The sequence below is a fragment of the Marinobacter xiaoshiensis genome (genome assembly GCF_031631795.1).
GTDB lineage: Bacteria > Pseudomonadota > Gammaproteobacteria > Pseudomonadales > Oleiphilaceae > Marinobacter > Marinobacter xiaoshiensis.
Genome location: NZ_JAVMBO010000017.1, coordinates 756,613 through 777,870 on the forward strand (window position 1 = coordinate 756,613; position 21,258 = coordinate 777,870).

The following is a 21,258-nucleotide window of genomic DNA, read 5'->3' on the forward strand; positions in this document are numbered from 1 at the left end:
CGTTTGTTCCGCGTATGTTGGAGCGAAATGTATCTGCCGGTCAGCTGGCCGGTAAAGGCGCACCGGGTTCATCCCAGGCATTGATATAAGGAAGGGTGCCATGCAAGGGGTAAGCTGCCCGCATAAAGTTATAACTCCGGGCTTGCAGGAAATTTACAAACGCACTGTTAACCAGATTGGCTGGGTGGTCATCGCCATCGCTGCTTTGGTTGTGGTGTCGTGGGTTTTCGATATTGAGGCAGGAAAACGCATACTGCCGGCCTTTGAGTCCATGAAGTTTAATACCGCACTTTGCTTTCTCGCCTGTGGACTGATTTTTCAATGTAAAGCGATCTTTGGCCGCGCCTCGGGCGGAGACTACATTGTTGCTCTGCTGGCGGTTTTTATACTCCTGATATCGGGGGTGACGCTTCTCGAATATCTAATGGGATGGCAACTGGGCATCGATGAGGTTCTGGTTAAAGACCCTGAAACGCCGCCTGGCGAATGGCCCGGGCGCATGTCTGCTGCCACCGCATTATGCTTCAGTGTGATAGGTGTCGCCTGGCTGGCTACAGTGCTAACGGTTCGCTACGCCACGCTGATTTTGCAGACCCTGGCGCTGGCGGTAATCATGGTCAGTGGAGCAGTGCTGGTCGGCTATGCTTTTGGTGTGCAAAAGTTCAGACTCTTTATTTTCTCCACCATGGCCTTGCACACATCTTTGCTGTTAGTGCTCTGCGGTGCCGGCATGCTGTTCGCCCGGCCAGATGATGGCCTGGTGCGTTCTGTCACAAGTTCCTACATTGGTGGGCGGTCTCTGCGCCGGCTAATGCCGTTCATTATCGTCACACCGGTAATAACCGGCTGGCTAAGCATGCAGGGAGTAGTGGCGGACTACTATTCGCCTGCGTTCGGCTTCGCACTGAGTAGTCTCTCCAGCATTCTGGTGCTTGGCTTTATTGGCTGGCGTGGGGCGGAAGCCCTGAACCGCGAAGAAGCACGATTTCGCTCGACTATAGATGCATCTCCTGTAGCCACGATCATGATCGATGACAGTGGCATCATCCAAATGGCCAACAAGCTTGCGCACACTCTGTTCCTCTACCCGGCAGGCGAGCTATTAGGCCGGTCAGTAGAACAGTTGGTTCCTGAAGAGGCTCGCAAGGGACATGAGGGGTATCGCCATGACTACGAGCGCACCGCTGGGGTGCTGATGAGTTTATCGTTTTGCTACCAGGCCAGAGTGCCGCAGAGGTATCGGATGTTGCTAAATGCATAGTGGGTGAGTTGCACTCAGTTATCGTGATGGACGAGGGCCGGGAACTCTTTGTCTCATGCAGTATGGGCATTGCAGAATACCCGCGTAGCGGGACGGATATGGATGCGGTAATCAATAGCGCCCGAAGTGCCATGGTGGCTATCAAGGCACAAGGTGGCAATGATTATCAGCACTTCGACCCCGTGAGCGACAATACCTCCGGTGATGGGCTGGCGCTGGAAACATCATTAAGGCATGCCTTGGACCGTAACCAGTTCTTGCTGCATTATCAGCAGCAGATTGATATTGCCACCGGGCAGGTTGTGGGGCTTGAAGCACTTCTACGCTGGAATCACCCAACAGAAGGCATGGTGGCTCCAGACCGCTTTATCCCCCTGGCAGAAAAGACAGGGCTAATCGTTCCTATTGGTGAATGGGTATTGCGCGAAGCCTGCCGCCTGGGAGCCGCTGGCCGCGATTTGAAAATGGCCGTGAACCTCTCCGCCCGACAGTTTCACCAGAAGAACCTCCTTGGCGTAATTCAGCAGATTCTGGAAGAAACCGGCATGCCGCCGGCCAACCTTGAATTGGAGATCACCGAAAGCGCTCTCCTATACGACGTTGAGTCGGCAATAGGAATAATGACAGAGCTGGCTGGTTTGGGCCTGAGCATTTCCCTGGATGATTTTGGCACGGGATACTCAAGCCTGAGTTATCTCAAACGCTTCCCTATCGATACCCTGAAGATCGACAAATCCTTTATCGCAGAAGTAACAACAGATCCGGGCAGTAAAGTGATCGTTAACACCATCATCGCCATGGCTCATGCCCTGGAGCTCAAAGTCGTGGCTGAAGGTGTGGAAACCGAGGAGCAATTGGCGCTGCTGTATGAGCGCGGCTGCGACCAGGCCCAAGGCTACCTGTTTGCCCGGCCGTTGCCATACGATGAGGCAATAAACGCAGGGCGGTCTTGATCACTTCACATTTTCTTCGCCACCAGGTTGCACCACAGCAGGGCGCCTTGCTTCCGGGTGCACGTTATTGGGCTCCTGGCTATTGGTTATAGAGCCTCATTTCTTCTTGTTTTTCATTCTAATTCATTGAAAAAACATAAGTTTTCATGCTGTGGAACGGCTGATGCAGAAGAGGGTTGCGTTACTGACGAACGGCGCAACCCACTCGAATGCAAAGGACGATGAAATGAGCATCAAAAAACACGTGAAGCTGGGCCTCTCTGCACTGGCACTTTCCATCTCGTTCAACTCCGTTGCCGCGGAAGATCCTATCAGGGTCGGCATTCTGCACTCCCTCTCCGGCACCATGGCGATCAGTGAATCCACCCTGAAAGACACCATGTTGATGCTGATCGAAAAGCAGAACGAAGCCGGCGGAGTGCTGGGCCGTCAGCTTGAACCGGTTGTTGTGGATCCTGCCTCCAACTGGCCGCTGTTTGCGGAAAAGGCGCGCGAGTTGCTGGCAAAAGAAAAGGTAGATGTAATCTTCGGCAACTGGACTTCGGTTTCCCGCAAATCCGTACTGCCGGTGATTGAAGAACTGAACGGTTTGTTGTTCTATCCGGTTCAGTACGAGGGTGAGGAGTCCTCCCAGAATGTGTTCTACACCGGGGCGGCTCCCAACCAGCAGGCCATTCCAGCGGTTGATTACCTGATGAACGACATCGGCGTCGAGCGCTGGGTTCTTGCAGGCACCGACTATGTGTACCCCCGCACCACCAACAAGATTCTTGAGACCTACCTTAAAGATAAGGGCGTCGCGGCTGAAGACATCATGGTCAACTATACGCCGTTTGGTCACTCCAACTGGCAATCCATTGTTTCCGACATCAAGGCATTTGGTGCGACCGGCAAGAAGACTGCAGTAGTTTCAACCATCAACGGTGATGCAAACGTGCCCTTCTATCGTGAACTGGGTAACCAGGGTATCGATGCCGCAGACATTCCGGTGGTTGCTTTCTCCGTGGGCGAGCAGGAGTTGTCTGGCATAGACACTGGCCCACTGGTGGGTCATTTGGCGGCGTGGAACTATTTCATGAGCGTGGAGAGTGACGCCAACTACGACTTCATTGATGCCTGGGTTGCTCATACCGGGAACGAAGAGGCAGTTACCAACGACCCCATGGAAGCCCACTACATCGGCTTCAATATGTACATTGAAGCCGTTAAAAAGGCCGGCACTGCGGAGGTGGATGCAGTGAAAGACGCCATCATTGGTGTATCCGTTCCTAACCTCACCGGTGGCTTCGCCACCATGATGCCGAACCATCACATCACCAAGCCCGTGCTGATTGGCGAAATTCAGGACAACGGCCAGTTTTCTGTGGTGTGGGAAACGCCGTCTACCGTGGCAGGCGACGCCTGGTCTGATTTCCTGCCGGGCTCCAAAGACCTGATCAGTGACTGGCGCAAACCGCTGTTCTGCGGAAACTTCAATGTGGTTTCCGGCACCTGTGGCGCCCAGGCGAACGTGGCTAACAAGTAGCGTTTGAGGCGAATTGAAGCAGGTGGGGGCTTTCCTCGCCTGCTCATTAACATGGCGTTTTTCCCATACCCTCTTATTCAACCGGACAGGACTCAATGATGAGCACCTCCAAACTGCTCGGCCGTGCGCTGTTTGCTTGTTTTCTTTTGTGGGCCGGCGATTTGCTGGCGCAAACAGAAGACGCCGAAGCACACCAGTTGCTCACGGTATTGGCCGAATCTTCATCCACGCAAAAGAAAGCGGCGGTTCTCCAGATCGCTGGAAGTGGCGATGTGCGTGCTCGAGGCTGGCTAGAATCGTTTGCCAACAACAAGCTGGGCCGCATCGAATCCAGCGGTCAATTCATAATTGTGCTGGAAAACCGGGGCCGGAACTGGACCGTGGAAAGCGCACTCACCGGCGAGAACCTCGGTAAAGTTTCCCGCCGCGACATAGACACCGTTCGTGTAAACAATGCCTTGCGTAATGAGCTTGAAGGCATTCTCGCGGTGATTGATCTCAAGAGCCCGGAAGAGCACAGCCGCTTAACCGCCGCCCGCGCTTTGAAAGGCAGCGTGGATGGCACTCTCGCCGAGCGACTGCCAGAACTGATGAACGACGAAAAGAGCGACGCCGTTCGGGCGGCGCTGACTGAAGCCCTGGCGATTTATAAAGTGAAAGAGCAGGGCGATGTTGCGGCTGTAGCGACCCTCTCCGGCAGCCTTAACTCAGAAGCCCGCGCTGCTCTGCAACAAGCCATGCGCAGCGACGATGCTGTTTTGGTAGCTGCGGCCACCGAAGCCATGGCGAGCATCGAACAAAAGCTGAAGCTGAACCGTGCCGCCGAGACCCTGTACTTCGGTCTGTCTCTCGGTTCCGTTCTGGTGCTGGCGGCCATTGGCCTTGCGATCACTTTCGGTGTGATGGGCGTTATCAACATGGCCCACGGCGAACTGATGATGCTGGGTGCCTACACCACCTGGGGCATGCAGCAACTGATGCCGGGCCAGCCCGGTTTGGCGTTGATTCTGTCTATCCCTGCAGGTTTTCTGGTGGCGGCATTGGCAGGCGTCGCTATAGAAAGAACGGTGATCCAGCACCTGAAAGGCCGACCGCTGGAAACCCTGCTGGCCACCTTTGGTGTCAGCCTGATTTTGCAGCAGCTGGTGCGTACTGTGATCTCCCCCCTCAACCGCACCGTGATCACCCCGGACTGGATGAGTGGCTCGGTGATGATCAACGAAGCGCTGTCACTCACCCTGAACCGCCTTTACGTGATCGGCTTTGCCCTGGTGGTGTTCGCCGGCCTGATGTTGATCATGCGCAAGACTCGCCTTGGCCTGGAAGTGCGCGCCGTTACCCAGAACCGTGCCATGGCCCGCTCCATGGGCATCAAAGCCACCAAAGTGGACATCCTTACCTTTGCGCTGGGTTCCGGCGTGGCGGGCCTGGCCGGTGTTGCGCTCTCCCAGATCACCAACGTTGGGCCCAATCTGGGCCAGGCCTACATCATCGACTCCTTCATGGTGGTGGTGTTCGGCGGCGTGGGTAACCTCTGGGGCACCCTTCTTGCGGGTATGGCGCTGGGCACCATCAACCAGCTTCTGGAGCCCTGGGCTGGCGCCGTGCTCGCCAAGATTTTGGTGCTGGTGTTCATCATCCTGTTTATTCAAAAACGCCCTCGGGGACTCTTTCCCCAGAAGGGCCGTGCAGCAGAGGGCTGAACTATGTGGTTAACGAGACCTTTGCAGGAGCGTTCTACCCGTATTTTTTTGGGCGTTCTTTTCGCGGCCCTGGCGATTGTCAGTGTGCTGCATGTGTTCATGCCGCAGGACAGCGCCCTGTATGTAAGCGCATACACCGTTACGCTGCTGGGTAAGTACCTGTGCTACGCGCTGCTGGCGGTGGCGGTGGACTTGGTGTGGGGTTACCTCGGTATTCTCAGCCTGGGCCACGGCGCTTTCTTTGCGCTGGGTGGCTATGCCATGGGCATGTACCTGATGCGCCAGATTGGCGATCGCGGCGTGTATGGCGACCCGATCCTGCCGGATTTCATGGTGTTTCTGAACTGGCAGGAACTGCCCTGGTACTGGCTGGGTTTCGACATGGCCTGGTTCGCCTTCATCATGGTGCTGCTGGCCCCGGGCCTTCTGGCCCTGGTGTTTGGCTTCCTCGCCTTCCGCTCCCGGGTAACCGGGGTGTACCTCTCCATCATCACCCAGGCGCTGACCTTCGCGCTGATGCTGGCCTTCTTCCGCAATGAGATGGGCTTCGGCGGCAACAACGGCCTGACCGATTTCAAAGACATCCTTGGCTTTGATCTGCGCACTGATGCCACCCGGCTCGGCCTGTTCATCGCCACGGGCATCGCACTGGCCATCGGCTATGTGATCTGCCGCAGCATTGTGACCAGCAAGTTGGGCCGCGTGAGTGTGGCCTGCCGGGATGCCGAGGCACGCACACGCTTCCTCGGTTACCGGGTGGAGCGGGTGCAGCTTTTCGTGTTCGTGGTCTCCGCCATGCTTGCTGGTGTGGCAGGTGCGCTCTATGTGCCTCAGGTTGGCATTATCAACCCCAGCGAGTTCTCGCCGCTGTTCTCTATTGAAGTAGTGGTTTGGGTGGCACTCGGTGGCCGCGCCACTCTCTACGGTGCTGTTATCGGCGCCATATTGGTGAATTACGGCAAAACCGTGTTCACCGGCATCATGCCAGACGCCTGGCTCTTTGCCCTAGGTGGCCTGTTTGTTCTGGTTACCGTGTTCCTGCCCAAAGGTATCGCAGGCCTGCTGTTCCGCACTAAGAAAGCCGATAACAATGACAAACTGCCCGCCGCACATGAGGCTATCGCATGAGTATTTTTCAGGAATTGACCAATCGGGATCGGGTATTTGAATTTCTTGCGCCCGCGCAGTCCCCGGTAGATGTGCGGCACGGGCCTATCTTATATCTGGAAGATGTGAGTGTGAGCTTTGACGGCTTCAAAGCCATCAACAATCTCAACCTCACCATCGACGATGGCGAACTGCGCTGCATCATCGGCCCGAATGGTGCAGGTAAAACTACCATGATGGACATCATCACAGGCAAAACCCGCCCTGACACCGGCTCGGTGTGGTTCGGTAGCCGCCACAACCTGCTCACCAAAAGCGAACCAGACATTGCCTCTCTAGGTGTAGGGCGAAAGTTTCAGAAACCTACGGTGTTTGAAGCGTTAACGGTATTTGAAAATTTAGAGCTGGCCATGGCAGCGGATAAGCGGGTCTTACCAACCTTAACGGCCCAAATGAAACCTGAATACCGGGATCGCATTGATGAAGTGTTGGCATTAATTGGTCTTAAAGAACTGCGTCAGGCATTCGCTGGCATTCTTTCTCACGGCCAAAAACAGTGGCTGGAAATCGGCATGTTGCTGATGCAGAAGCCGCGTTTGTTGCTGGTGGATGAGCCGGTAGCAGGCATGACGGAACAGGAGATGGAACGCACCGCCGAACTGCTTACCAGCCTTGCTGGTAAGCAATCCGTGGTGGTAGTGGAACACGACATGGGCTTCGTGCGCTCGATTGCCCGCACAGTGACCGTTTTGCATCAGGGCAGTGTGCTGGCGGAAGGTTCGATGGATCAGGTGTCCAGCCACCCGGATGTAATCAAGGTGTATCTCGGGGAGGAAGCCTAATGCTTATAGAAAGCGCGATGCTGAAGATCGACAAGCTTAACCAGTATTACGGCGAAAGCCACACGCTGTGGGATCTGGAACTGGAGGTGCCCCAAGGCCAGTGCACCTGCGTGATGGGCCGCAACGGCGTGGGCAAAACAACTCTGATGAAATGCATCATGGGCGAGGAACCCACCAAAAGCGGCAGCATGGAATTTGCCCGCAACGTGGCGCTTACTAAAAAGCGAATTGAAGATCGCTCTAGACTTGGTATTGGCTATGTACCTCAGGGACGGCAGATTTTCCCGCTGCTCACAGTAGAAGAGAATCTACGCACAGGCTTGGCCGTGCGTAAAGATGGGAGCAACAAAATCCCAGCACGAGTGTACGAGTTGTTTCCGGTACTAAAAGAAATGCGCCACCGCCGCGGTGGCGACCTTTCTGGTGGGCAGCAACAACAGCTCGCCATTGGCCGTGCACTGGTGATCGAGCCCCGCTTGTTGATTCTCGATGAGCCGGGGGAAGGTATTCAGCCAAACATCGTCACCCAGATTGGCGAGGTTATCCGCAAATTGATAGAGGAGGACGGCCTAACCGTGCTGCTAGTGGAGCAAAAGTTGCCTTTTGCCCGCAAGTACGCAGATCGTTTCGCCATTCTTGATCGCGGTCGCCGAGTGGCAGAAGGGGAAATTGCGGGCCTGACTGATGAGCTCATCAAGAAGCATCTCACGGTATGACAGCTATTCAGCGGCTAGATGATTACCGGCAATCAGGTTACGAATCAGGGCACCGCTTCGATCTGGAGCGCCGCTGGGCTGCTAGCTTGTCACTTGGTTTTGAAGTGCGAGAGGGCATGAAGGGCAGTGTTGGGAGCAAAGCGGTTACCCGTCTGGCGCACCGAAAACATCACGGCCCTCTCAGAGTGCAGCGACCGTTTTATCCGGAAGGGCGTAATGGCTGCTGCCACGTGTACCTTTTGCACCCACCAGGCGGGCTGGTGAGTGGCGATGAGCTTCGCATCGATGCATCGGTGGGCAAGGGTGCACACGTGCTGCTGACCACGCCCGCAGCGGCAAAGCTCTATAAGGCTGACAGTCATGGAGTTGCTTGGGGCCAGCACACCCGGTTGCAGGTCGCTAACAACGGCATCCTCGAATACCTGCCTCAGGAAACGCTCGCCTTTGACGGTTCCAAAGGTGAGCAGACCACCACCATCGAACTGGAAACGGGCGCAAAGTGCATCGGCTGGGAAATTCTCGCCCTTGGCCGCCCAGCCAGCAACTTGCCGTTTGTCTCCGGCTACTTGGAACAGTGCTTTCGCCTGCTAATGAACGGCCGCCCTCTGTGGCTCGAACGCCAGTTGATGGACCCCGCGCACCCCCGCTTCAAAGGCCACTGGGGTCAGGGCGGCGCTACCGTACAGGCAACCCTCTGGGTGGTCGGCCTCGAAGACGAAGCCGCTGCCCTAGAAGAACTCAGAGAAATCCTGCCCGCCAACCATCGCTGGGCTGTCACCCGCCGCCGTGGCGTAGTGCTGCTGCGCTATCTAGGGCAGGAGAGAAACGAAGCCTGGGCGCTATGCCAGCAAGCCTGGGAGCTGCTGAGGCCAAGACTCACCGGCCAGCCGGCCATGGTGCCTCGAATATGGCTGACCTGAAATTTGGTGTAAGAACAGAGCGGGGCAAACCGTCCGGGGCACGTTGTGAATACGTCCCTGTACGCTTGACAAAAACATCCCTGTTTTTGACATCCCCGGACGGTTTGCCCCGCTCAGTTCATAAGCATTTGGTATCGGCCTGCCAAGAAATACGAGTTAAACGGAGGACAAAATGGAACTGACACCTAGAGATAAAGACAAGCTGCTGCTATTTACCGCAGCACTGCTGGCCGAGCGCCGCAAAGCCCGCGGCCTGAAGCTGAATTACCCGGAAGCCATCGCCCTGATCAGCGCTGAAATCATTGAAGGCGCCAGAGCGGGGCGGTCCGTTGCGGAGTTAATGAGTAGCGGCGCGGACATTCTGACCCGCGAAGACGTCATGGATGGGATCGCCGACATGATCCCGGAAGTGCAGGTGGAGGCCACCTTCCCGGACGGCACCAAGCTTGTCACCGTCCACAACCCGATTGTTTGAGGAACACGCCATGATTCCCGGCGAATACCAACTCAAAGACGACGACATAGAACTGTGCGCCGGTCGACCGCGCATCTCATTAGATGTGGCCAACACTGGCGATCGCCCTATTCAGATCGGATCCCATTATCACTTCGCCGAAGCCAACCCCGGTTTGCTTTTCGACCGTAATCAAGCAAAGGGGTACCGGTTGGACGTAGCTGCGGGCACCGCGATTCGCTTCGAGCCGGGCCAGGTTCGGCAAGCCACCCTAATTCCGTTTTCAGGCAATCGCGAGATCTATGGCTTCCGTGGCGATGTGATGGGCAAGTTGGAGGGCCCTGAATGAAAATATCAAGGCAAGCATACGCTGACATGTACGGCCCCACCGTGGGCGACCGCGTGCGGCTGGGTGATACCGAGCTGTGGATTGAAGTCGAGAAAGATCACACCCATTACGGAGAAGAAGTAAAATTCGGCGGCGGCAAAGTTATTCGCGACGGCATGGGCCAGAGCCAGCGTGCCGATGATGCAGTGATGGACACAGTAATCACCAACGCCCTGATTCTCGACTGGTGGGGCATCGTTAAAGCGGATGTAGGTATCCAGAACGGGCGCATTGCCGCTATTGGTAAAGCCGGCAACCCAGACACCCAGCCAGATGTCGATATAGTGATCGGCCCCGGCACCGAAATCATCGCCGGGGAAGGCAAAATTCTTACCGCCGGTGGCGTCGACCCCCATATTCACTTTATCTGCCCCCAGCAGGTGGAAGAAGCCCTGATGAGCGGCATAACCACCATGCTGGGCGGCGGCACAGGCCCGGCAACCGGCACCAACGCAACTACGTGCACACCCGGTGCCTGGCACATGGGTAAAATGCTGCAGGCAGTAGACAGCCTGCCCATGAACATCGGCTTTCTGGGCAAGGGTAACGCCAGCCTGCCGGAAGCGCTGGAAGTGCAAATCAAAGCCGGTGCCATTGGCCTCAAGCTGCACGAAGACTGGGGCACCACCCCGGCCAGCATTGATAACTGCCTGACCGTTGCAGATAAATACGACGTACAGGTGGCCATCCACACCGACACGCTGAACGAATCCGGCTTTGTGGAAGACACTCTGGCCGCTTTCAAAGAGCGCTGTATTCACACCTTCCACACCGAAGGTGCTGGCGGCGGCCACGCGCCGGATATCATCACCGCCTGTTCCAAACCCTATGTGCTGCCGTCTTCCACCAACCCCACGCGCCCTTACACGGTGAACACCATCGACGAGCATTTGGACATGTTGATGGTTTGCCACCATCTGGATCCCAACATTCCGGAAGACGTTGCCTTTGCTGACTCCCGCATACGCCGGGAAACCATCGCGGCGGAAGACATCCTTCACGACATGGGTGTGATCTCCATGATCTCCTCCGACTCGCAGGCCATGGGCCGGGTAGGGGAGGTGATCTGCCGCACCTGGCAAACGGCCCACAAAATGAAAACCCAGCGCGGTCTGCTGCCGGAAGACGAAGAATTGGGTGCCGACAACTTCCGCGCCAAGCGCTACATCGCCAAGTACACCATCAACTCCGCCATCACCCACGGTATTGCCCACGATGTGGGGTCAGTGGAAGTGGGCAAGCTGGCGGACCTGGTGCTCTGGAGCCCGGCATTCTTCGGCGTGAAACCCGCCTGCATCATCAAGGGAGGCATGATTGCCGCTGCGCCCATGGGCGATCCCAATGCGTCGATTCCCACGCCGCAGCCAGTGCACTATCGCCCCATGTTCGGTGCCTTTGGTAAAGCCGCCAGTGCCACCCGCCTGACCTTTGTTAGCAAGGCGGCGCTGGCAGCCGGTATTGGCAAAGAGCTTGGCCTGGACAGCACGCTTTCTGCCTGCACCAACGTACGGCAAGTGCGCAAAAGCGATATGAAACTGAACGACGCCTGCCCGCACCTGACCGTAGACCCGCAAACCTACGAAGTGCACGCAGACGGCGAGCTGCTGACCTGCGAGCCAGCTTCCCAACTGCCGTTGGCGCAACGCTACCACTTATTCTGAGCTGGATGCCGGAGAACCTTATGTTGGAACTGATCAAACGCATCACCAATGTGGAAACCACAGAAATTTTAGACAACCTCACTTTGCCCTACGAACTGCGCATGCGGGGCCGGTTACGCGCCACCACAGAAACCAGCCAGGACGTTGGCCTGTTTCTGGACCGTGGCCCGGTATTGCGCGACGGCGACCTGCTGCAAGCCAAAACCGGCGAGGTTATCCGCGTCCGCGCTGCGGAAGAGCCCGTGGTAACCGCTCGTATACATGGCGGCCTACCGTTGGCACGTTTGTGCTACCACCTGGGTAATCGCCATGTTTCCCTCGCCATAGGTGAAGATGAATTGGGCAGCTGGATTCGCTTTCCGCCAGACCACGTTCTTGAAGAGCTGGCCGAGCGGTTAGGCGCCGTGCTTGTTCGCCACACGGCACCCTTCGATCCCGAACCGGGAGCTTATGCGCAGGCCGGAAAAGCCGACGGCGGACACAGCCATAGCCACGGCCATCACCATGCTCACTCCCACTAACGCCGCATCAAGTGATCTGGCACTTTTGGGCCTGATGCAACTGGTCAGCCCCGCGCTGCCCATAGGTGCCTTTGCCTGGTCGCAAGGGCTGGAAAGCGCCTTTGAACTGGGCTGGGTAAACAACGAAGCAGAGCTACAGCAATGGCTGGAAGGCGTGCTTGAAGACGGCCTGAGCCGCTGCGAACTGCCGTTGCTGGTGCGCCTGCAACGTGCCTGGGCAGCCGGGGATGCCGACGCTATTGCCCAGTGGAACGACTGGCTGCACGCCACCCGGGAAACCGCAGAACTGAGTGACGAAGACACCCGCCTGGGTGCGGCGCTGGTCACCCTGTTGCGCAACCTCGGCTTGCTGCCGGAGGCAAAGCTGATTCCAGACGAACCCGGATACATCACCATGTTCGCCTGGGTGGCCCATTACCGGAAGGTACCCGAGCGCCAGACCTTGATCGGCTTCGCCTGGGCCTGGCTGGAAAACCAGCTGGCGGTTGCCTGCAAAGCACTGCCCCTCGGCCACACCGCCGCCCAGCGCATAACCGAACACATGCGCCCCTTATTGGTAACCGCCGTAGAGATCGCTCTGCAGCGGGATGACGAAGAGCTTGGCCCCATTCTGCCCGGCCTGGCCCTCGGCAGCGCCTTACACGAAACCCAGTATTCACGGCTTTTCAGAAGCTGAAACATAAAGACATTCACTCCGAGGTCTGGAGCGGCGGTCAGTAAGTCCTTCCGGGACTGTCTGCAGCATGGATGCTGCAGTCAAGCGTACAGGGATGTATTTACAGCGTGTCCCGGAAGGACTTACTGATCGACGCAGATGCGGAGTCCGAAGATAAGAGGATAAAGCCATGAAACATTGTTTGAGAGTTGGAGTCGGCGGCCCGGTCGGTTCCGGAAAAACCGCCCTCTTGCGCCAGTTGTGCAAGGCCCTGAAAGACCACTACGACATCGCCGTAGTCACCAACGACATCTACACAAGAGAAGACGCCGACTTCCTGCTGAAACACGAGGCCCTGCCGGCTGACCGCATCCTCGGCGTGGAAACCGGCGGCTGCCCGCACACCGCCATCCGCGAAGATGCCTCCATGAACCTGGCCGCCATCGACGACCTGCAAAGCCGACACCCCAACTTGGAACTGGTACTGGTGGAATCCGGTGGCGACAACCTCTCTGCCACCTTCAGCCCGGAGCTGTCTGACCTCACCCTGTACGTGATCGACGTCTCCGCCGGCGACAAAATCCCCCGCAAAGGCGGCCCCGGCATCACCAAATCCGACCTGTTGATCATCAACAAGATCGACATTGCCGAACAGGTACACGCCTCCCTCGACGTGATGGAGCGGGACAGCAAGAAAATGCGCGGTGAACGGCCTTTTGTGTTTACCAACCTGTATGACGGAGTAGGGCTGGAGACGATCATCAGCTTCATTCTGGAGCGGGGCATGCTGCCGGAAAGACGCCCCGAAAAACTGGCAGAACCAGCCTGAGCTAACCGAATCCGAACGAATCCAGAACCACCAGGAGAAATACCATGAAACTCACAGCCAAACTCCTTACCGCCGCCGCGTTGCTGGCCGCCTCCGCCTCAGCAATGGCCCACCCCGGCCATGCTGAAGGTGGATTCATCAGCGGCCTGTTACACCCGATGCTTGGCCTGGACCACCTGCTAGCCATGGCCGCTATTGGGTTCTGGAGCGTGCGCCAGTCCGCCACCCTGAAAAACAGCACACCCCTGTTTGTGATCGGCGGCATGATCCTTGGTGCGGGAATCGCTTGGGCTGGCTTTAGTCTGCCTGGTGTGGAAACCGGCATTGCACTTTCGGTGCTGCTGGCCGGTATCCTGATCGCCACTATGGCCAAACTACCGACCGCTGTAGGCGGAACATTGGTTGCTGCATTTATGGTATTCCACGGCTTTGCTCACGGCACTGAAATGCCGGCTGGCGCGGCGTTGGTGGCTTATCTGGCTGGGTTCTCCATCGCCACGCTGGCGCTTACGTTTGTAGGCCGGGGACTTGGTGCTTTGATGCAGAAGACCGATAACCGCTTTGGTCGAGTGCTGGGTGGTGTGGTTGCTGCTACGGGAGCTTTTCTGGCTGCTGCATAATGGCTTTCGCTTAGAAAACAGAGTTAAAAGAGAAAGCTGTGCGGGATGGCCGCACAGTTTTTTTGTGGAATTAAGATATGTATTTTCATAATAGGGGCCGGCTGAGTGTGCTGAGATGGTCTACATTAGATAGCTAAACACTATGGAGGCACCAACTGTTATGGATGCCGGCCGATGGGTGCCTCTGCGCTGGCACCGCATTTTGTCAACCTTTGGTATTTCGTGCCATTCTCACTGAGGGAAAGCAACCTGCGTTCAGTGGAATCACCGTTGCTGACTTTTATTGGCTTAAAAGGATACGAGTAATCTTAATGTCACTTCACCATTGATACGCTAAAGTCACATACATACTGCACCACTGCATTTTCCAATTCTGGCTACTGCTGTTTGCGCCTTTCTTCCTCGGATTTCCTAGGGTGAACTTTCTTTGAGCATGCCATTTTTCGTGACTTGTTCGATACCGGAGGGGCTACTGCCCACCTGTATCATTGTTTTGGCTTCCTGTAAGCTAAGCGGTTGAACCGAGAAATGAGGGGCGTTAGGGGGGGGGGCAGGTTTTTACTTACATAAACGTAATGAGTGGTGAGAGATGGAAGGTCAGCGATTCGTCACCGGAGATAGCAAAAGGATTTTTGTAAATACAGCTCTAGGCTGTAATTCATCTTGTTCATACTGCTATTTGCCTGCGGAAGGATATAGGACTGGAGTGCCCCCCGAGGTAAATATCAGCCTTGAGGCGGCAATTAATCTCATTAGAAGTTCTGGTCTTTATGTCCAAGGGAGATATGGAACAATTATTTCAATTGGATGCTTTTCAGAGTGCTGGGACTCGAGCAATCTTCAAAAGACTAAGGGGATTATTTCTTGGGCGCTAAAGAATGGGAATCCTGTCCAGATGGCGACAAAAAGAGTTGTTTTCCCTAATCAGGTCAAAGATCATTGTGAATTGATTCAGTGGAAAGGGCAGTATTCGATATTCTTGTCAAGCGCCACTATTTCCCAATGGAAGGAGTTTGAGCGTGGCACGTCGAATCCATTTAAACGGTTCTATCATATTGGCGATTTAATTAGTCTTGGTGTTGTATGTTATATTTATATAAAGCCGGTAATAGAAGGTGTGACTTTAAAAGATGGGTTGATTTACTCTGACATTGCGAACGAAAAAGGTTGCGGAGTTGTTATAGGTTCGCGCTTTGATGATAGTGTTTCTGATGGTGTTCCGGCACCTATAGACTCCGTTTCTGGTTTGCGCATGGTCGCTTCTAACGAAGAGGATCAGCTAGCTGAGATTTTCCCGCCCACGATACCAGTATACTGGTCTAGCGTAGATGCAATTAATAGTTGGAGGTGAGTGTGAATAGGAAAGATTGTATCCAAAAGGCAAAGAAGACAGTTTTTGAGGGCTTGGATAAAAGTTTGTCTGAGACTCTGGGATTAATTGAATCTGTTGATGCGATAAGTTTAATTTCCGCACTTATATATTCGCTAGGATACGAGAGTGTCAATATTTCTGAGAGTAAGTCTCTTGTAAGGTTCTTTGGTACGTGGATGAGTGGCGACAGTGAGGTGCTTGTCTTTGATAAAATATCGAAAGATATAAGCGGGCCTCTAGAGAAAGAAATGCCATCAACATTTTTTTTGGTACAATCGATTGAAGGTATTCTTAGCAATTCCTTAGAGTTGCCCCATGAAATGCGCCAAAAAAGAATTAAGTCGATTATTGGTGAGGCGGGTGTGACAGAGGATCGTTATAGTCTTATATTAAAGAATTGGAAGAGTTTTTAGTATGTGGTGGGACTTTGATTTTGATGATTTGATATTGGTTGTGCTATCAATATCTACTTTTTCATCAGTGCTGATCTGGACTGGATTTATGCCAGCTTGGATTACGAAGCGTCTTGCAAAGAATAGGTTAACTGAAACGGTCTTAGTTCTTAGGGAGTTTGGGATCGATGTTGAAAAATACAGGAAGTTAAATCTATCTCGAAGTGTCGACAACCACGTTGATGCTAACAATATTGAGCGATCGTTGAGTCGGATTTTAGATGGTTCAACGATAAAAAAGCGTGTGCACGTCGGGAAAACTGACCAAGTTGAAGTTGATCACTACGTAGATGCAATGAGTTTAAGCACAGGTCCTTCTGACTCAGTTCAACTCGCTAGGATCCTTGCATCATTTTGGAGAAAAAAACTTTCCGAGGAAGACCCAACAATCCGAATCGCTGACTTTGATTATATTGTCACGCCAAAGGAAGGGTCCCCAATACTTGGTTATGAGTTTTCAAAGATTTTAGGTAAGCCTCTGATTTTGCATTGTGGTAGTGAGAAAAAGTTCGAAACAGGGTGTGCAAACCTTGCGTTTCAATCGACGTTCGACACCCGAACTGTACCCAAAGCTGGTGCAAAAGTGATTTTAGTTGATGACAGTACAACCGGGGGGCGAAAGGTAAGGCAGGCCATAGACGACTTAAGGCGCAATGAGATAGTAGTTCATGACTGCTTGGTTTTGTTTGAGCCTACAGTAAAGAATGTTCGGAAGCGGGTTGAGGAAATGGATGTAAGTTTACATGCGGTGATCAGGAAATAATTGATGAGCAGACTAATAGCTATTGAAGGTATAGATGGCAGTGGTAAGAATACCCAGACAGAGCTTCTATTGAGCCGACTTAATACTGAAGGCAAGAAGGCTAAGAAGATATCATTTCCTTGTTACTCCGAAACGTTTTTCGGGAAAGAGGTAGGGCGCTATCTAAATGGTGAATTCGGATCTTTGGATCAGGTCCATCCAAAGCTTGCAGCAATGCTATATGCGGGAGATCGTTACGAAAAATGCAGGTATATTAGGAAGCTTCTGTCCGAAGATGTCTTGGTTATTGCGGACAGATATGTACCATCAAATATTGCACACCAGTCTGTAAAAGTTGCTACCGATGTTCGCGATGAGTTTTCCAAATGGGTGGAAGATCTGGAGTATGAAATATATAAGATGCCAAAGCCGGACTTGGTGGTTTTTTTGGATGTTCCGCCTGGAAACTCCCAAGAACTTATTTTGATGAAGGAGAAGCGTGACTATACGGAAAAAGCTAGAGATCTCCATGAAGAGGATGAGGACTATTTGAAAAAAGTTTACAAGTGTTTCTTAGACCTTTCGGCCAAGCCTGGCTGGACCAAGATAGAATGCTCACATGAAGGGCGGCTAAGAAGTGTCGATAGTATTTTCGTAGATCTTTGGGAGACGGTGAGTCAAGTAATTAATAAGTAAAAGTTTTTGAAGGAAAATTGGAGCAGATTTTTTTCTCTGTTTCTTCTGAAAACTGGGACGGATTTTTTTGGATTCGTGAACGAGGGTCTTGGTGACTCGGTAAGCATTATCTATGAAGAGTTTCGGAGAATAGAGCATATATGGATTATACGTACTGGCTGGATTTTGCCCCTTCTGCGCTTTCGGCTACCGCTGGATTGGCAGCAGCCATTGCGGCCTTTAATTCCCTGAAAGTTAGTCGCGAGTCCCAAACGATTGCAGAGCAAAGCGCGCTTGCGATCCATCACGATGAGGCGTCACGAAAACTTGCCGATGTTTCACAAGCAGTCTCCGTGCAGGCCAGAAACTTGCACCAATCTGCCAAGGATGTATGGACCGAGTTTCCTAGAGAAGTTGAACGGTCTGACCTTCGTGATGCTGGCGGTACTGACCCACGCCCGCTCAGGCATGTGTTAAACAATGCCAGTGAGATGCTGGAGAGGTATGCAACCAATGACGGGAAACAATACTCTCGAGCTCGGCATGGCATTTTCTCAGTAATTCGCAACGGTATGGGGAAATTGTCAGACTCAGAATATCGTAAGCTTCTAAAGGTGGCAGACCGAACTTATGGTGATTTCGAGAGCATTTTTGGAGTTCCTCGCAAAGACGCGAGTATCTCCGAATCATTGGCATTCAGGTGGGCATACTATCAACTGGAACGGCGAGTGGGGGGCGAAGAGTGGGGTCAAATATGGGGGAGCGCTTGGTCATCTGGCGGCCGACTTAAGAGATATAGAGATGAGTTTGAACAATTAAAGCCCACGCTCGAAAGGGAGCTTGCAGTACTGCAGGTTGAAAGAAGAAGATTACAATATACGGTCTTTCCGCTCGCCAGAAACGAGCCTCTTTATCGCGATTATCTTAGGGCTATCGGTATCCTTGAGGGTTTGGTTGATGTTATCGAGTTGGATCTGTTCGATGGGTATATTCACGACCCCCACCCTGCTGACCTAATTCCGTTAGTCATTTCATCAGTTGCTGCTGCCATTATGACGGCCCGGGCTATCGACGATTTAGAGGAATCCGAAACGGAGTAATTGAACCCAAGCAAAATTGGGACGGATTTATTTTCTGATGCTTTGCGGAAGATCTGGTTTGAACAATGGCCGACGGTTTTTGGCAATGCTGCTCTTACTTATTTCGCTAGCGACTTACGGAGTGGAGATGAACAACCTGGGCGACTATCAATGGAAAAACCGGCTGATCCTGGTTCAGGCATCGTCGGAAACGGAGGACGTTGTTGAAACCCTCAGGGCTGCCCATGCCGAACTCGATGATCGTGACATTATCTGGTTCGTGAACACCGAGGCCGGTCTGGTCTCAAATCAGGCAAGGGTGTCCGGTGGTGTTGAGCACGACGTCAACGAACTGTTTGCAAAGGTCCGCTGTAAGCGTCCGGCAAACCCATCTTGAGTGTGATGCCGAAGGCTTCAAGATAGTGTCCACTTATTCTTTAGTGGACACTATCTATGAACAACGTAAGCGTAACCCGCCCTTACCGAAAACGTCGCCGACACGCTCCGGAATTTAAAGCTCGGCTGGTGGCCGAGTGCCACAGACCTGGAGCTTCTGTTTCCCGCATTGCCCTGGATAACGACCTCAACGCCAACCAACTTCGGCGCTGGATCAGAGAGTCGAAGCAAGACGATGGAAGCCAAGCCCCAGCCTTTCTACCGGTTCGTTTTCCAGCGACGGCCGTGCATACCACGAAACCTGCCGATAAGGATCGCACCATCCGCATCGAGATTCCGCGAGCCGGCGGCCCGGTTGTGGTGGAATGGCCCGCCGATCAAGGTCAGCAATGCGCGGCGTTTCTGCGCGAACTGTTGCCATGATCCGCATTGACGAGATCTGGCTGGCCACCGAGCCCTTGGATATGCGGGCTGGGCCAGACACCGCGTTGGCGCGTGTCGTCCAGGTGTTCGGCTCAGCCAGGCCCCATTGTGCGTACCTGTTCGCCAACAAACGGGGCAACCGAATGAAAGTGTTGATCCACGACGGTCTTGGTATATGGCTCTGTGCCCGTCGATTGAATCGCGGCAAGTTCCACTGGGGCGAAACCTGGCGTGGCAAGCAACTGTTATTAACAGACGAACAATTGGCTGCGCTGGTTCAAGGGTTGCCGTGGCAACGCCTCGGTGCCGCCGGTGTGATCTCGATTCTGTAACCACAAGCCGGTTACCCAGACCATCATCAGAATGGCGAATCGTCACAGTGGCCGTGACTTGGGATACTGTTCTGCATGTCACAACGTCCCGACCTTAATCAACTCTCCGCCGATCAACTCCGTGCCCTAGTCACGGATCTGTTCGATCGCGTAGAAAATAAGGATCGAGCACTCGTACACCGCGATGCAGTCATCGAGAAACTGACCCACGAAGTGGCCATCCTTAAACGCCACAAGTTCGCCCGTCGCAGCGAACAACTGGATGCGGTTCAAGGCCGCTTGCTGGATGAGCTGATCGACAGCGACATTGCTGCCATCGAGGCTGAACTGGCACAACTCACAGCCGCCGAAACACCGCCCAAGCCAAAAATACAACCCAAGCGGGCTCCACTGCCACCGGAGTTGCCCCGCACCCTGATCCATCACGAACCCGAGAACACTCAGTGTCGCTGCGGCTGCCAGCTCAAGCGCATAGGCGAAGACGTCAGTGAAAAGCTGGATTACGTGCCGGGCGAGTTCACAGTGGAGCGCCACATCCGCGGCAAATGGGCCTGTGAGCAGTGCGAAACCCTGACCCAGGCACCGGTGCCTCCGCAGGTTATCAATAAAGGCATTCCCACCGCCGGATTACTGGCTCAGGTGCTGGTGGCCAAGTACTCGGATCATTTACCACTATACCGTCAAGAACGTATCTTCGGTCGTGCTGGCCTCGCTATCCCGCGCTCAACTCTGGCGGAATGGGTAGGCGCTTGCGGTGTGCAGCTGCAACCGCTGGTGAATGCTCTTAGAAATGCACTACTGGAACACGGCGTTCTGCACGCCGATGAAACACCGGTCAGCATGCTGGCTCCGGGCAAGAAAAAAACCCACAAAGCCTATGTCTGGGCCTATTGCACCACACCGTTCTCCAATCTGAAGGCCGTTGTTTACGACTTCGCCCCAACCCGGGCGGGTGAGCACGCTCGAACCTTCCTGGAAGGCTGGCAAGGCAAACTGGTCTGCGACGATTACTCGGGCTACAAGGCGGGCTTCGGCAACGGCATCACCGAAATCGGTTGTATGGCCCATGCCCGTCGCAAGTTCTACGACCTACACCAAGCTAACCAGAGCCAAATAGCGGCACAGGCTCTGGAATACATCGGTCAGCTGTATCAGATCGAGCGAGAAGCCAAAGACCTGCCGCCGGATAAGCGACAGCAAATCAGAAATGAAAAGGCCAGACCAATAGCCGATGCCCTGCATCAATGGATGTTGGCGCACCGACAGAAAGTGCCGGATGGCTCCGGCACGGCCAGAGCCTTGGACTACAGTCTCAAACGCTGGACAGCGCTGACGCGCTATCTGGACGATGGCGCAGTGCCCATCGACAACAACTGGATGGAAAACCAGATACGCCCGTGGGCATTGGGTCGGAGTAACTGGTTGTTCGCAGGTTCATTGCGAAGTGGTCAACGCGCTGCTGCGGTGATGACGTTAATCCAGTCCGCAAAGCTCAATGGGCATGATCCGTATGCCTATTTGAAAGATGTTCTGACGAAACTGCCGACGCAGAAAAACAACGCCATTGATGAACTGCTACCGCACAACTGGAGGCCGGTGAGCATTAGCAAGGTGTGATGGGCGGACGCTTAC

The 21,258-nt window shown here is 54.2% G+C and carries 24 protein-coding genes; all 24 read left to right on the forward strand.

Annotated features, from left to right (window positions below; translation table 11 throughout):
- The first annotated feature begins 100 nt into the window (after positions 1-100).
- Positions 101-1,261 (forward strand): PAS domain S-box protein, encoded by a 1,161-nt coding sequence (locus RKA07_RS15350; RefSeq protein WP_310966720.1) that lies wholly within the window; start codon positions 101-103, stop codon positions 1,259-1,261.
- Positions 1,210-2,214 (forward strand): putative bifunctional diguanylate cyclase/phosphodiesterase, encoded by a 1,005-nt coding sequence (locus RKA07_RS15355; protein WP_310966721.1) that lies wholly within the window; start codon positions 1,210-1,212, stop codon positions 2,212-2,214. The genes RKA07_RS15350 and RKA07_RS15355 overlap by 52 nt, the downstream gene beginning before the upstream one ends.
- Positions 2,215-2,440: 226 nt before the next feature.
- On the forward strand, positions 2,441-3,739 hold the full coding sequence (urtA, locus tag RKA07_RS15360; protein ID WP_310966722.1) for an urea ABC transporter substrate-binding protein: 1,299 nt from the start codon (positions 2,441-2,443) through the stop codon (positions 3,737-3,739).
- A gap of 98 nt (positions 3,740-3,837) precedes the next feature.
- A complete protein-coding gene (gene urtB / locus RKA07_RS15365; RefSeq protein ID WP_310966723.1) occupies positions 3,838-5,442 on the forward strand; it encodes an urea ABC transporter permease subunit UrtB in 1,605 nt (534 codons plus the stop codon).
- A 3-nt stretch (positions 5,443-5,445) separates the two neighbouring features.
- A complete protein-coding gene (gene urtC, locus RKA07_RS15370) occupies positions 5,446-6,570 on the forward strand; it encodes an urea ABC transporter permease subunit UrtC (RefSeq protein ID WP_310966724.1) in 1,125 nt (374 codons plus the stop codon).
- Positions 6,567-7,391 (forward strand): urea ABC transporter ATP-binding protein UrtD, encoded by an 825-nt coding sequence (gene urtD, locus RKA07_RS15375; RefSeq protein WP_310966725.1) that lies wholly within the window; start codon positions 6,567-6,569, stop codon positions 7,389-7,391. The genes urtC and urtD overlap by 4 nt, the downstream gene beginning before the upstream one ends.
- 17 nt (positions 7,392-7,408) lie before the next feature.
- Positions 7,409-8,107, forward strand: a complete 699-nt coding sequence (gene urtE, locus RKA07_RS15380) for an urea ABC transporter ATP-binding subunit UrtE (RefSeq protein ID WP_310966757.1) — start codon at positions 7,409-7,411, stop codon at positions 8,105-8,107.
- Positions 8,104-9,027, forward strand: a complete 924-nt coding sequence (locus RKA07_RS15385) for an urease accessory protein UreD (protein ID WP_310966726.1) — start codon at positions 8,104-8,106, stop codon at positions 9,025-9,027. The genes urtE and RKA07_RS15385 overlap by 4 nt, the downstream gene beginning before the upstream one ends.
- 172 nt (positions 9,028-9,199) lie before the next feature.
- The gene (locus RKA07_RS15390) at positions 9,200-9,502 is read left to right on the forward strand and encodes an urease subunit gamma (RefSeq protein ID WP_310966727.1); all 303 of its coding nucleotides are present in this window, start codon (positions 9,200-9,202) and stop codon (positions 9,500-9,502) included.
- Between the two features lie 10 nt (positions 9,503-9,512).
- The gene (locus RKA07_RS15395; RefSeq protein WP_200367269.1) at positions 9,513-9,830 is read left to right on the forward strand and encodes an urease subunit beta; all 318 of its coding nucleotides are present in this window, start codon (positions 9,513-9,515) and stop codon (positions 9,828-9,830) included.
- Positions 9,827-11,530 (forward strand): urease subunit alpha, encoded by a 1,704-nt coding sequence (gene ureC, locus RKA07_RS15400; protein WP_310966728.1) that lies wholly within the window; start codon positions 9,827-9,829, stop codon positions 11,528-11,530. The genes RKA07_RS15395 and ureC overlap by 4 nt, the downstream gene beginning before the upstream one ends.
- A gap of 20 nt (positions 11,531-11,550) precedes the next feature.
- Positions 11,551-12,051 carry an urease accessory protein UreE gene (gene ureE, locus RKA07_RS15405; RefSeq protein ID WP_216007453.1) on the forward strand — a complete coding sequence of 167 codons (501 nt, stop codon included), beginning with the start codon at positions 11,551-11,553 and terminating at the stop codon, positions 12,049-12,051.
- Positions 12,035-12,727, forward strand: a complete 693-nt coding sequence (locus RKA07_RS15410) for an urease accessory protein UreF (protein WP_310966729.1) — start codon at positions 12,035-12,037, stop codon at positions 12,725-12,727. Before ureE ends, RKA07_RS15410 begins: the two co-directional genes overlap by 17 nt.
- Before the next feature lie 169 nt (positions 12,728-12,896).
- Positions 12,897-13,535: an urease accessory protein UreG gene (ureG, locus tag RKA07_RS15415; protein WP_310966730.1), complete on the forward strand. Its 639-nt coding sequence runs from the start codon at positions 12,897-12,899 to the stop codon at positions 13,533-13,535.
- 44 nt (positions 13,536-13,579) lie between these two features.
- Complete coding sequence (locus RKA07_RS15420) at positions 13,580-14,155, forward strand: HupE/UreJ family protein (RefSeq protein WP_310966731.1); 576 nt, start codon at positions 13,580-13,582, stop codon at positions 14,153-14,155.
- A gap of 589 nt (positions 14,156-14,744) precedes the next feature.
- Complete coding sequence (locus tag RKA07_RS15425; RefSeq protein WP_310966732.1) at positions 14,745-15,506, forward strand: radical SAM family protein; 762 nt, start codon at positions 14,745-14,747, stop codon at positions 15,504-15,506.
- 2 nt (positions 15,507-15,508) lie between these two features.
- Positions 15,509-15,940, forward strand: a complete 432-nt coding sequence (locus RKA07_RS15430) for a hypothetical protein (protein ID WP_310966733.1) — start codon at positions 15,509-15,511, stop codon at positions 15,938-15,940.
- 1 nt (position 15,941) lies between these two features.
- Complete coding sequence (locus RKA07_RS15435) at positions 15,942-16,742, forward strand: phosphoribosyltransferase (protein WP_310966734.1); 801 nt, start codon at positions 15,942-15,944, stop codon at positions 16,740-16,742.
- 3 nt (positions 16,743-16,745) lie between these two features.
- Positions 16,746-17,417, forward strand: coding sequence for a dTMP kinase (tmk, locus tag RKA07_RS15440; RefSeq protein WP_310966735.1), 672 nt, complete (start codon positions 16,746-16,748; stop codon positions 17,415-17,417).
- A 140-nt stretch (positions 17,418-17,557) separates the two neighbouring features.
- Positions 17,558-18,496, forward strand: a complete 939-nt coding sequence (locus tag RKA07_RS15445) for a hypothetical protein (RefSeq protein WP_310966736.1) — start codon at positions 17,558-17,560, stop codon at positions 18,494-18,496.
- Positions 18,497-18,623: 127 nt separating this feature from the next.
- Positions 18,624-18,872: a DUF4174 domain-containing protein gene (locus RKA07_RS15450; protein ID WP_310966737.1), complete on the forward strand. Its 249-nt coding sequence runs from the start codon at positions 18,624-18,626 to the stop codon at positions 18,870-18,872.
- Positions 18,873-18,928: 56 nt separating this feature from the next.
- A complete protein-coding gene (gene tnpA / locus RKA07_RS15455; protein ID WP_200371919.1) occupies positions 18,929-19,294 on the forward strand; it encodes an IS66-like element accessory protein TnpA in 366 nt (121 codons plus the stop codon).
- Positions 19,291-19,626 (forward strand): IS66 family insertion sequence element accessory protein TnpB, encoded by a 336-nt coding sequence (gene tnpB, locus RKA07_RS15460; RefSeq protein ID WP_200371918.1) that lies wholly within the window; start codon positions 19,291-19,293, stop codon positions 19,624-19,626. The genes tnpA and tnpB overlap by 4 nt, the downstream gene beginning before the upstream one ends.
- 75 nt (positions 19,627-19,701) lie before the next feature.
- Positions 19,702-21,243 carry an IS66 family transposase gene (tnpC, locus tag RKA07_RS15465; RefSeq protein ID WP_200371917.1) on the forward strand — a complete coding sequence of 514 codons (1,542 nt, stop codon included), beginning with the start codon at positions 19,702-19,704 and terminating at the stop codon, positions 21,241-21,243.
- Positions 21,244-21,258 lie beyond the last annotated feature (15 nt).